General features: G+C 38.7%; 5 protein-coding genes. All 5 read right to left on the minus strand.

What is annotated here, in order from left to right:
* Positions 1–31: 31 nt before the first annotated feature.
* The 5 genes from KS419_RS21765 to KS419_RS21785 all read right to left on the minus strand — a co-directional run bounded on the left by KS419_RS21765 (position 32) and on the right by KS419_RS21785 (position 13,469).
* Positions 32–1,495, minus strand: a complete 1,464-nt coding sequence (locus tag KS419_RS21765; protein WP_217068885.1) for a TIGR02710 family CRISPR-associated CARF protein — start codon at positions 1,493–1,495, stop codon at positions 32–34.
* Positions 1,496–1,698: 203 nt separating this feature from the next.
* Positions 1,699–5,604: a hypothetical protein gene (locus tag KS419_RS21770; RefSeq protein WP_217068886.1), complete on the minus strand. Its 3,906-nt coding sequence runs from the start codon at positions 5,602–5,604 to the stop codon at positions 1,699–1,701.
* Entirely contained in the window at positions 5,601–7,748 is a 2,148-nt protein-coding gene (locus KS419_RS21775) for a hypothetical protein (RefSeq protein WP_217068889.1), read from the minus strand. The genes KS419_RS21770 and KS419_RS21775 overlap by 4 nt, the downstream gene beginning before the upstream one ends.
* Positions 7,749–7,780: 32 nt before the next feature.
* Positions 7,781–11,143 (minus strand): tubulin-like doman-containing protein, encoded by a 3,363-nt coding sequence (locus tag KS419_RS21780; protein ID WP_217068891.1) that lies wholly within the window; start codon positions 11,141–11,143, stop codon positions 7,781–7,783.
* Positions 11,144–11,240: 97 nt separating this feature from the next.
* Positions 11,241–13,469, minus strand: coding sequence for a hypothetical protein (locus tag KS419_RS21785; protein WP_217068893.1), 2,229 nt, complete (start codon positions 13,467–13,469; stop codon positions 11,241–11,243).
* Between the last annotated feature and the right edge of the window lie 161 nt (positions 13,470–13,630).

Consider the following 13,630-nt stretch of genomic DNA (forward strand, 5'->3'; position numbering starts at 1 on the left):
AAACACTTTAGTTATGTCCCAGCCTCTTCTGTTATTTATTTAGTTCAATATTCACAAAACCAAAGTGTTTGCTAAATTCCTCAAAACTCCGTTGTTCCTTAATTTCTTGGCGATGCTCATTCCAAATTTTATTATTTAAACCTCGAATCCGATGATAAAATTCATCCACCCTCTCTTGCTGTAACAATTCGAACCCATGCGCTAAGCGGCTTTTGTTCCGAAGGGTAATAAAGTTATTCATCATTTTCAGATCGATATCCTTAATAAGATGTTCCTCAGATGCTTTTAAAATAAGTAGCCCTTGCATTAAGCCAATTTTAGGACCAAAACTTTTAATTTTCCGATATTCATAGAATGTATCTTTTGCAACCTCATTGACCTTATCCATCAGATCTCCTGCATATAATTTATTGTAATCAGGGTTGAATGGTGAGATATCAAGATTCAGCAAAAGTAATCGCTGTGTAATCATTTCTAAACAACGGTAAATTAATAATGCTGCAATATCTGCCTTGTGCTGTTTCCGATAATGATTAGCCATCAAAAACAAATAACCAAACAAATGCCAATACGTTTTCCCGTCTTTTAATATTCTTTCATCACTCAACTCATGTATCTTTGTGAGGGGTTCAATGGCAATTAGCTGATTCGTCAACTTTAATGTTGGAATCTCTTTCAGATTTAACAGCTCTGATATTCGAATCGTCTTAGTAATATGCTCTCCAGCTTCCCGAAACCGCATTGACTCTAAGTGGGAATACCCTGTTGCAAGGTGTTCATACGCTTGATAAGGTTTTGGATTTACTACTCGATCTTGAATCGTCTTAAAAATTTCTATGGCAGTTTCAAAATCTTCACTATTAAACTTGTTAATAGCCGTTCTTAAATCCCTGTCTCCGAACACCTCAAGTGGATCTTCCAAAATAGTTGGTAATTCTAAGCCTGGCTGTGGTTCTTTATGTCCGGGAAAGTGACCATTGTTTTCAATGTACAGAATATCGATACCTAAGTGGTTTGCAGCTAATGTACAGCCGGAAACCATACTTTTCATCCCACCTGTAATATCGATGGCAATTTTATTAAAATCCGCCTGATCAATTTGTTTATTTCGGATATAGTCCTTTATTTTCCCATAGACATCCTTTACATCAGACCCTCTTACCTTGGCATGCTCTACCTGAGTTAATCTTAATCCCGTTAACTCTCCAATAATATCAACGTTTTCCTCGGTTTCTGGTGAACAAATAAAGAAGACATTTTTCGGTTTTAGGGAGTTTATCCAAAGAACTAGTGGATGAATATCATGACCAACCGGCATAATTAAATATTCATAATCATATGGATGTTTTCCAGTTTCCCTTGCATGTTGAACTTTTTGTAAGAACTGTTCCATGACTTGCTGAAATAAATGCTCCTGATAATAATCAGTTGCTGCTTTTCGATCCTTTGAATGGATCTCTAGATAAAATTTGGATTTCTCCTGAAATGTCTCCATGATATATCTTCCCACCTTTACGAATTAACATGAATAAGAAAAGCGCAAGCGCCTATGGTCACGAGCGTAGGGCAGTGGAGGAATGACAACTAGAAGTCCGCTCTTTGACTTCAGTTGTCACTTCCGAAGTGCCTTAGTGGGACAGTAAAAGTGGAAAAGCACCACTTTTTCAGTTCCCATGCGAGTAGGCGGTGGAGCTAGTCTTAATTACTACTGGATTCCCCACCAAATAATTCAAATGGGTTTGTTACATTTGGAGTATTTTTCAACGTCTCCAGTAATTGGAAGTATCCTTTACTATAAACATCATTTCGTTTCCGGAGATTTTCCACAAACTTTTCCGCATAAACTTTTTCCCCAAAGTATTCTGCTAAATGGAGTTCTACCCATGTGGCAAATCCTTCTAATTCTTCCAATGTCATAAAGCGAACATTTAACTGATCGAATTGCCATACGTGGGTCAATTCATGGACTAATGTCATATATGTCTGAAGTTTCGGAGCTCCATTTTCCACCATAACAGAGATATCTAAATTCTCATCCATTGACGCTTTACCAACCATCCTACCAGGATTCTCTGGAACAAATGATAGTCCACTGGAAGAATGCAACGTTTCCGCATTTACTAGGGATAAATCTATATCTCTTCGTAATTCCACACCAAACTGTTCTATCAGATAGGCTCTGCAATGTTCATAGATAGGTATTAATTCACTAACATGATTCACGGCTGATTCACGGCATTCCGGGCAGCGGTTACGTTCGTCATCCAGCACTTCGTAATGTCCTGCAATATACTCTTTGTCACAAAAAGAACAGGAACGTTTCTCCGCATCTTCCTCCACTTCCCTCAACACTTCTGATCCGATTGAACCCTGATGGGCCAACCTACTTTTATGAACAGTATGTCCTGAAACCATTTTTGCAACAAATTGCTCCGTACCTTTTAAATCAAAGATTTTAGGCAACTTTTCGTTGCCGAAACGTAAGTAAGAACCATTTTCTTGCACATCTTCTAATATCCACTTCAAGTAATCGTCTAATATATTCATTATTCCTTCCCAGTTATCTTGGATACTTTCCAATAATCCTAGCTGTGTGGGAGAGTCTTCAAGTACATAGAAAGTAAATTTACCTTGTTCGACACCACTACCCTTTACAGAAACACTAGGGTGCATTTTTCCAAGTATCTTTTCGGGAGCCCGTTCTCCGGCATCTGTATCCACGAAAAAGTCTTCCGGTAATGCTGACGTAAAGGCTAAAAACGGATAGCTGTGAGGAAATAACGTAACAAACATCTGATTTAATAAGAATGAAAAAGTATATGAAATTTTACCTGTATCAGGTTCATTTCCTGGATTCTCATCACTATTTTCTATATCAATATCAATTTTTAACATTTTCCCATTTTCAAAGGAACGATTAACCAAATGACTATCCTTCGCCTCTTCATATTCCACAAAAGAGTAGTTTGAATCAGGGCGGAGATCCACATATTTTTCAAAACGCACATACCCTTTTGTCTTTACGTGAAATGGAACTTCCATTAACGAAAACTGTAGTTTTGACCCATTCATATATTGTGGTGCTTGTTTCACCGTATTTTTGACGTTGTCCAGTTCCAGTTCGTAATTTCTTTCCTGATGATAAATGAATGCTCTTTTCTGGGCGATATAGGAAACTTCCATATAACCAAGTGCTTGGTGAATTTTATCTATGCGATAAAGTTCCCCATGGAAAACATGCTCCTGACCGGGTAAGTATCGTTGGCTTACATGTCCCTCAAAAAGGTAATCAATAATTTCACCTGATTGCTTTCTCACCTTTAGTATTCTTTTTTCTTCCATCGGAAACAGGGAGGCAAGTTTTTCCGTAATATTATAGCTTATCTCATCTTTAAACTGTTTTGCTTTCCCATCAAAGACCCTACGCTTTCTAACTTTTAAGGCTTCCTTTACTTTGTCCTCTGCTCCAAGCAATTCCATAAAACAGTGTTGTAATTGTTCACGAACAGGGATATCAGGGTCATAGTGATTCTTAGAAAGCATATCAATGACATCCCTCTCCAGGACATAACCATTCATAAGCCTGTCGATCAAAGGTTTTATGATCCCCAAAGGCGTACCAGGCTGTTTCGATGATAATGGGGAGATGGTCCGATTACTGCCCATATGGAATGAAATGTTCTTTCCAAGATAATCACGTAATAAATATGGTGGGGATATAATATGAATAAAACTGCTTTGTCTACCATTCGTCCACCAATGAAGTAATGTATCCACCAGGTTATAATCCACATCCCTGACAAACATAAATGCGTGCTCTTTTTCAGGGACAGACCAATATTGGTCATAAACTTCCACATTGTTTTTCATACTCCGAATTTGAGTATCTGTTAATCCAAAGTCTAAAAGATGCTCTCTGTTATCCAATAAATCCTCCATACTTTCCCTGATCGGAAGAGCTTCTTGATTTATAAATTGCATGGATTCTATATAAAACTTTTGCGCAACCATTGCTAATACCATTTCTCCTGTTATCGTACGGTAGTGTAACTTTGGAAAAATCCGTTGCTGGAAACGTTCATCTCCTTCCAACTTCCAAACCATATATTTTATATCAGGAGATGGCATTCTTTTTGCCAACATATCTTCCGGTTTGATTTGAAATGCTTGCCTGACTGCTGTTTCCAGCCCTTCATACCATTGAGAGAAAACCCAATAAACTGGACGCACTGGCAGTTTGTCCATCAATTGCAGTGTAAAACGCTTTAGGCTCGGTATATCATTTGCAAGAATCCGTTCCCCTTCCAAAATAAGAATCGTGTCATATGGGACTCCATTGAAATCTTCCGTTAAAAATGGCACCGTACCCTTTTCTTGGATTTGGTGTACATCCATTAGCAAGATGTGCGGGGAAATATTGTCTTCTAATGATCGTTCCAATGTTTCGATAGACCAAAGATGTTTTAAGCCATTAGCACCATGAAAGCCTTCCTCCAACCATTTTTTTGCTTCCTTCTGTGCCTGTTGATTTTTCAATACAAGTACCACCCTATGATGGTTGACAAGCCTGGAAATAATAGCAGGGACCAAATATGGTTTTACCTCTCCGTAAAGGGGATCTTCCACCAATATATCCTTCCCTTCCAACATTTCCCTCGTAATGCTAATATATGTTTCCCGTAATGTTACCCCTTGGTTCCGAAGTCGCTGCAAAATAATCTGTAGTTGTTGTTCCGTCTCCGAAGAGGTATTCTTAAAGAAATTGTAATCTCCATTTTGTGTTTCCATCGTATGAACCGGTGATAAACTCTGTTCTCCATTGGCTATTATTCTTTCTGGCCAAAGCTTTTGATAAGCCTCATATAGAGGGGCATGATTTGACAGAATTCTAGACGATGAATCTTCTCCACTGATTTTCCCAGGGCGATAGGTTGGGGTAAGTCCCCCTAAAAACCACATTATTTCAAGAAAGATGATTAACGAAACAGCAGGATAAGTTGGAAGCAAGAAAGCTAATAGCCCCCTCAATTCAAAAGGCAATACAATGATGTAAGATAGGAACAGAATCACTGCTATTAAACTACCATAACGAAAGAGAAGACTTAAAAAGTACCAGTCCGGTTTTAACGTAATACCCCTATGGTCTTTCCTATAGAAAAGGGCAACTGTTCTGTCTTTATTACCATTGGATACAAGTCGATAGCGCCAATATTTCGGAATAAGACGAATAAATTTAGAAATTATCCAATTTATAAATCTGGTTAAAACAGGAACCTTTCTCTGGAATAAACCTCCTATCCATCTTAATCCCAAATCCCCGATTTTAAAAATTAGCTTCACAATAAAGAAGGCAACAATTACTAATACATTAAAAACTAGAGCCGAATAAAACTGTAAGGAAGGTAAATAGGCAAATACCGTGTCCATTATGGGTAACACATTCAAAAGGTCAAATCGCAAAATAGTAATTGAGATTAGAATAGCAAGGATTGGCGCCCAAAGTTGTTTATATCTATCCGCTTTTTTGTAATTTAATTTATGGAGGAGAAAAATAAGTCCACAAGTTAGTAGGATGCCAAAGAAAATTATCCGTAATTCCATCATGATAAATACACCTGATCCTTTTCCAGTTTTATATGAGTTAATAACCGCAGTTTTCCACTATCAATAGTGGTTCCGGACTGACCTATGTGGACTTCCGTGGTAAATCGCTCTGTCAATCCAGTTTCCCCACAAACAATAGGGGAGTAGATGACATTATTTATAATATCTTCAGAAGGTTTAAATTTAGCTTGAACGAACGCTCTTCTCTCTTCATTCTCTTCATCTCTTTTTTCTATGTGTAGATAGTGAGAGATATGCTGCAGGGAATCCAACGCCTCTCGGACACTTTTCAAATGAAATCGAAGTAGATGATTTTCCTCTTGTTCCATAAGCAGGAGTTCCTCCACTTGCATTCTTTTCTTCTGAGTTCTGTCTAAAGCATAGAAAATATTTAAGTATTCATTTGTGTCCCGGTGTTTATCCCCTTGATCCTTAAATAGTTTCTTCTGTTTGTCCTCTGTGTCCTTTAAATAATCATGAATGGGTTGAGTAATTCTTTTTACCGCTATATAGGACGTGCCTATGACAGAAATTGTGGTTAATGCAGGAAAAATCCATTGATGCCATTCAGCGATAGCAGGTGGCCAATCCATAATTGCAAGCATGGGTCCTGTTAATCCTAACCATATGAGGATGCTAGTAATATAAATATTTTTTTTTGAGGGATAGGCTCTAATCTGATTGGTTAATTCGAATTCCGTTTCATTACAAAAATCTTTCCACTTATTTATTTCTGTTAATGGTGGTGGAGTATATCTTTCCAATTGAAGTAATAACTCTATTTCCTTTTTCCTTAGTTGTTCTAAGTACTCATAAATTTCCAATTCCTCATGTTGCTTTGTTATTTTTTTTCTTTGAAGCACCTTAATGGTGCGTATTCCTGATTTCGCATCCTCTATCATATCTTTTTCACGATCCATTAAATCTTCCATTATCTTTTTAGTCAGTTGTTTCCAATCAGTAACAATAGTATTTTTCCTTTTTCCTTGAAAGACTGGAAAATCAAATGGGTCCTCTTTTATTTCCAATGCCGTATGGGGATGGGGTTTCGTTTCTTCAAATAACGTAGTCACCATCTCTTCCCGTGACATCAATTGATTTTCAAGGGAATAAATCGCTGCGTTTAAAACCTCATAATATTTTTGGAACATGCTTTGGAAAGATTCACTGTCGATTTTCTCTTTTAATTCGTAGACACTCCCATCTGGAATTTTCCCGTAAATACTGGGGTTGTCTATGGTGGTATTAATAAAAGCAATAACTTTTAACCATTGTTCATACTTTCTTTGTTTGGAGAACGGGGAAACATGGTGTCTCAATAACTTAAATCCTTCTTCTCCTTGAATCGAAAGTGTTTCTTTCAGAACATTTTTAAGCATGCCAGAAGGTTTAAACGTTCGAAGGTCATTGTGCAATGGCGGTGTTAATTCTTTTTCCAACCGTTCCATAAAATAATCAGAAATATCTTCTTTCATGAAAACAGAGTAAGCATCTAAATATAATGCATTTTCATTTCTATTTTCATAAATCCCTTGTTTCTCTTCTAGACACCGCTCAAATACTCTCTCCACTTTCTGCTTTCGGATCAATAAGTCCGCCATGAATTCTTTAGTTGGTTTTTCAATAAGTCCCACTTCCTGAAGGTTTATTGCTTCTCCCCAAGCCTGATCAAGGTTATGGAAATCCTCTTCACTCCAAAGATTTGTATCCTCCTGAATAATGTTTCCTTTCGTTAAATAGCCGTTAATATCCATTTGTACAGATATCTGACTGACTGTATCTTCTGGATCATCCCCGTTACCATTATGTAAAGAATCTAAAAGGATAGCGGCAGCCATTGCTGGTGCCGCCTCTCTTTTTTCAAGGGGATGGATTAGTTGTGTTTTCAGTCGGTTGAACTGATTAACGAGCCTGTTTGACAAAGACATGGGAGCGTCCAAATGCATCAGTATGATAAGCTGCCAAGTTTCTTCATGCTTCTCAATCAACTCATTATAGATCTGTTGGAATGTATGATGATAGCCCTTTTCCACATCATACGGTATGCGTAAAAGGCGAGCATCTTTTTCATGATGGTAAAAGAATGGCTCAAATAACTTCCACTCTGGATGTGCTGTGTCATCTGTGAGCAAAATGGTTAACATTTGGTTCATCCACCCCTTAAACAATGGAATAATTAGTTATGCTGTAGCAATTGGTCTGTTTTATTTTTAATTAATGAATTCCATGTTGTATATTCCATTGACTCTTCTTCCAATTCTTCCCGATAAATGGACTCACTCCATAATTTATCAATAAATGATGCCGCTGCTTTCCGAGCTTCATTTTCTCGATTTTTCCCATAGATTTTTGTGAAGTACTGTTCGATTTCCTCTAAGAGGCGCCTTCTGAGACGTTCCCCCTTTTCTGGAAGTGTGTTGTCCCCTAATGCTTCCCTTTCATAAGACAATAAGACATCAAATATATTTTTCACATGATTTTTACCAAGATGTGATAAATCTAACGAACCAGTAACGAATTTATGTTCTTGGATCGTTTTGATCCGGCGTTGATCCTGAACCGTTCTTTCTTTAAACCGGGCGAGTATTTCTTCATAAATTTTAGGATTATGAGCCAATGCCTTGTGTAGAAGGTAGGTCTCTTCCTCAACCTTAGCGCCACTTTGACGGATGAGTGTGGGACTGTCTTCCCCATCATATAAGTAGACCATGTGTCCATCATCTTTCACTAGTGTAATCCAACCGTATATAAGACCTAGTATTAGAGCACGGTCATTTTTTTCCGTATCAAGCTCCACTTGATTTTGGTTGAGATCAGGCATAAAGGCTGGAACATGCCAATAACGGTCTAAGTGTGGTGTTACAGTTGATTCACCTCTATTTAACCTATCTACTCTCTTACGGTAGGCTTCATAATAGATACCTGGTAATTGCTTGTGAGTATCTGACTCTTCTCCTGAAGAGAACTTTGTAAAACTTTCAACTGTCAAACCATAATGGGCCCTGTAGGAAACCACTTCATAGCGTGAAAATGCTTCATCAACCACTTCTTTTCCGGAGAAAATTTGATTCATGACTGCATTCCCCAGCTCTTCTTTTACTTGTGTATGCATTCCCCAAAACTTTAATTCACGGTGGTTGTCGATTCTTGGGATAAACGGAAGGGACAATTGATCCAATGCACCGATTTTCTCTTCCACATGTTTATTTGGATTTATTCCAAGATGGCGCCCCTCTAATCTTAGAGCCTGAATTATGGAAAGATCAAGGCGGTCATGGTAACGTCGTCTAAGTTCATCTCGACAGTGCCCTAAAACGTGCTCCCGATATAATTCTTCCACACGGATTTCCTGAAGGTAGTTACTATACGTCTGCTCATTTCTCTTACAGTACTGCCGATAATGACTGAGATAGATTTGACGACTAATCTCCTCAGGAAGGATCCCCTGGTCCACAGACCCCCTCAATGATTCCCACATATTCTCCATCATTTGCTTTGTGCCTAATACATAATTAATTGTGGGATCGTTGTTATGTTCAAACTGCACTGCCAGTTGGTTTATTTCCATCAGTAAAGAATCCCTCGTATCTTTGAGGTTATCAAAGAAACGTTTCCAGTCATCAATCATCTTATTAACTGCCTGTTCGATAGAGTTAAAAACTAACTGTGTCAATAATGCATGTTTATAGTCATTCAAATCACGGAGATGTCTGTAGGATTTATCCATATACTCTTTAACAAAATCCTTAAATTGGTTACGGAATAAACTGCCCACTAATCCTTGCTCTAAGGCGCGGTCTACCCTCATGACAGCTGACTCGATTGTATCCGTTTCCTGAAGATTAAACGCCGCATCATAGTCTTCAATATCCCTCTTAAGATCACGGCATACCTCTCTTAATTTAGCCGTTTCTTCTTGGAGGATTGCTTTAATTTCATATAACATGTATCTTACAGCTACTGGATGCACTGGTTTATCTTTTTTTAGGAACCACGTATTTAAGCGAAATTCTTGGCCTTCTGCTCCATCAGGACTATCTGCATCTTGATCGATTACTTGGTGTGAAAGGAAAGTTCGGTATTCGTACACCTTCTTGTTTATCTGGTCTTTATACATCTTCAAGTGTGCTTCCATTTCTCCAATTTCACGTTTTACATAATTCTTCAATTTCATTTTGCCTTCATCCACACGACAATTGTTTTCAAAGACTCCAAGCTCCTGGTCTTGTTGAAGAACGGTGTCAATTCTGTCCTTCACTGCATCAATAAAGAGCTTTGCCTTTGAATCTCCTTGTTTACCTTGTGGCAGCTCTTCTCTCGTTTGATTAAATGCCTGTTTAAAAAATGGATTAGGCTTTTCATCATTAACAAATTGCTCTAGATTCCAACGATATCTTTCTCCACGGTCAGGCCGCTCCCTGTTGATTCCACGTCGCAAATCATTTTCATATCTCTGTCTCTCTTCCTCATACAATTTATCGAGCACAAGCCACGATTCATCTAATCCACTAACAGACCAGCGGAGACTGCAATATTCCAGTACATCTTTGTAAGGATAAATAAGGGTCGCTGCTCCTGCACCACAATACCGTGCTTTCCCTTCGGAACTGATCAACTCTAAAATTTGATTATCTTCCTGTGAGAAGTGTTTTAACGAGATGGGACTGAACAACTGTAAGAATATAGTTCTTGACATTTGGTCTACATATTCGCTTGCAGATGGAAGGTTTTGTCCACTTAAGTTCTCGTAGTCATACAAAAAGCAAAAATCATAAGGGAGCTGTCGATCTGTAACAGCATGTGTTGTTCGACCAAGTAGATCCACCTGTCCCGGGCGGTATTCCAACTCTATTGTCACATCTTCCTCATTTTTCAGCTGACCTGAAGCACTTTGGGTTATGGCATTAAGTTCCTTTAAAGAGGCATAACCATTAGCACGGACCGATTCCCATTCTCTTTGGTCAATGGTATTTGTTCGAACTAAAATATCAGGGAGTAAGAAAGCCCCACGGATTAACACACTGGACTGGCCAAACTTTTTCTCCAGTAGTTCCCTTAAATACATGGCCACTTGAAGGAATATTCCTGACCCAGTTCCCCCTGCCAGGGAGCTAATAATAATTACTCGGACTCCATGGATTAATTTTTCACTTGTTACTGGAAAAATACGGTCTATACTTTCTTCTAAGGAATTTAGTTTTTTTTCATCCATTGCAGAACGGAATGCTAATCTAGAAACAGCTCGAACCTGCCCTGCTCCCTGTGTCATATTTTTCTTTCTTAAAGTCGGATTATCTGGAAACCATTTTAATAATGACGGGTTCTGATGAAGATATTCTCCCACAGACTTTTTTGTACTAGTTTGAGTAATATTGTCAGTAAGGTGCTCCATTTGCCGGATAGTATTTACATCTGTGTCAAAGGCATGGATAGCTACATTTCCACGACTCTCTAATGGGATATTGCCATAAATTTCATTGACAACCCCACTCCCCATACCACCTAAACCAACTAATATTGTAGGTACTCCATTTGCCATTCCTTGCCTCTCTCCTCTCGAAAGTCTAGCAGTCTAGTAGATTCTTTCTAAATATATATAAAGTAAGTATTGCTAGTGTAGTAGTCACGATGTTCTCTTACCGACGATAATACCGATATGTTTCTTCCGTATGACCGAACTCCCTTGTAATTGGATCATTTGTATAAATGGCATGATCCTTTTGGCCTGCCTGATCCTTGAGTAACCTTCTTCCAATTCTCATCTCTGGCTGTTGGCTTTCCTTCGCAAGTAAAATTCTATCCTTGGTTGATGCTGCCTTAAATGTTAATCCATCTATATTTATTTTTTCAGGGGTGTATGGAACAAACCACCGTTTGAAAAAGGAGGTACGGAATAAAATCGTTGTCTTCGTGGACGGCAGTCTCCTTCCACTAATGATTTGAGTTCTCTCTGATTCCATATATGACGATTGCCTGTCAAAACGATCCTTTTTGAAAATACCTATAACATAAATAAGAAGTAATAAAATTCCAAGTAAATAAAGGATATATATCCCGTATTTTTGCATAAACGGAATATCTGTTACCTCAATAGTATCGCTGGATACAGCTGTTTCTTCCGCATATGGGCCGTAAACCGTTACTTCAATTTCCCTTTCCCCAGAAGATAAAAGAAATGGAAATCTTGGGGGATTCACGTGAATAAGTATGGATGAACCATCTTGTTCCCATTCCACATCCAATGAGCCGCCTGACACATTGACTTCAATAGACTCGAAGATGTTCGCTAATTCTACTTCTGTAATTGGTTCTCCATTGATATACGGCGTAAAAGATAACGGAGCAGAATCTTCTATCTCATCAATTCCATATTCCCATACACCATGATTCTTGTTTAATTCCCATGTCCTTTTGGGAACCCCGATGATGGGATGTTCTTTTTCTTCCTGATAAAACCCTTGTATATAACTTTTTACGTTAGCCTTGGTTGGGTCTTCTGGCATGATAAAAGGTGAGGTGAACGCTTGGAGCGCCGGCTCCCATTCTAATATCATATCTTCTCCATCTATGTTGGCAGTTACTTCTACATTCGCGGTAGCGTCCTGTGATGTAAAACTAAAAGGTTCCCCAGTACCACCCCTTTCCGTGAATCGGACAAGCAATTTCATTTCCGTTCCATAAAAGAATGTATTCGGGTCAGGATTTAAGTCGCCATTATCTTCTACTCGTTTAACACTGACTTCAAAATCAATGGCAGGTTCAGCAATGAACTGATAATCTTCTAAGTCTATTTCCTCGGAAAATGTAAGGGTATAGGTTCCTTCAGGTATCACCCCTTCCACCTGATCATGACCCACATGGGAAACTGCTCCATAAATAGTTTCCCTAAGCTCATATGGGTCGTAGGGGGATTCTATTTGATAGGGTCCATTCATTGCATATTCCCCTTCGGACCCATTGACAGTAAATTTATTTAATTCGTGTGTGACATTTTCCCCACTTTGTTGTTGTATGACAGTGATTCGCTTTAACGGATAAGGAGATTGTAGGGTGACTTCCTTTCCTCTTATTTGAGGATTGAGAGTGACATTCGTTTGTTCCGCTTGTGGATCTCTGTTTGTCATAATCGCTGCAACTTCATTAATGCGATCAATGATTTCCTGTTCTGTCTCTGCCCTTAAATTTTCACCAGCAAGTGTCCTGTCCCATACCTCTTCCTTAAAGCGGGCCATTTGGATAACTTCATCTTCCGTTAAAAAGGACTCCATCGTTACAAAAATAGATTGAAAGGATACATCCTTTTGTTCCACTTCATTTTTGAAATCCTGTAACGTTTCATATGCTTTTCTGTAATTTTCCTCCAACTCCGTCTCATCCGTTGTAATCAAATAATCTAAGTCATTAAAGGCTCCATCCATAACGATAATAAACCAATAGTCATCATTAGGATACTGCTCCATATTTTTCCTCATGTTAGATAATGAAGTGTGTACTGTATCAAACGGGGTCCAACCTGATTCTTCCCAATTAAAAACTCGGTTAATTTCACCTTGCCTTTCATTGTAGGATAAGCCCAACTCATTCACGTTGTGTTCCTCACTCATCCTAACGACATGGAGTAAATCATTCTCCCCTAGAAGTGCGGTTAAACTCTGGAGGGCATAGTTTGCCAACTTCCAGTTATCACTCGGGAGACGTTCCCCTGTTTGTGGGTCAGTTGTATACCACATACTGCCCGAATCATCATAAATCATTGTGACATTTCTACGTTCAAGATGATCCTCCTCTGCCAAGACAGATTGGGGGAGTGGTATGTGACTAACTAGCACGATAAATAAAAGGGTTAAAATAAATGTCTTTTTCATAGTTTGATTCTCTCCAATTTTAAAAGATAAGAAAGATAAGTTTTTGCACCTTCGGGCATTGTCTAGCTCCACTGCCCTACGCTCGTGAGCCTAGGCGCTTGCGCTTTTCTTTGTCTAGCTCCAACGCCTACTCGCTGCGGGGCACTTCGGAAATGACAACC

It is taken from the genome of Evansella tamaricis (assembly GCF_019042215.1).
GTDB classification, from domain to species: Bacteria; Bacillota; Bacilli; order Bacillales; family Salisediminibacteriaceae; genus Evansella; species Evansella tamaricis.

Coding starts and splice junctions, on each gene's coding strand:
- KS419_RS21765 (WP_217068885.1), bottom strand. CDS start 1,495: ATGGAGACATTTCAGGAGAAATCCAAATTTTATCTAGAGATCCATTCA.
- KS419_RS21770 (WP_217068886.1), bottom strand. CDS start 5,604: ATGATGGAATTACGGATAATTTTCTTTGGCATCCTACTAACTTGTGGA.
- KS419_RS21775 (WP_217068889.1), bottom strand. CDS start 7,748: ATGTTAACCATTTTGCTCACAGATGACACAGCACATCCAGAGTGGAAG.
- KS419_RS21780 (WP_217068891.1), bottom strand. CDS start 11,143: ATGGCAAATGGAGTACCTACAATATTAGTTGGTTTAGGTGGTATGGGG.
- KS419_RS21785 (WP_217068893.1), bottom strand. CDS start 13,469: ATGAAAAAGACATTTATTTTAACCCTTTTATTTATCGTGCTAGTTAGT.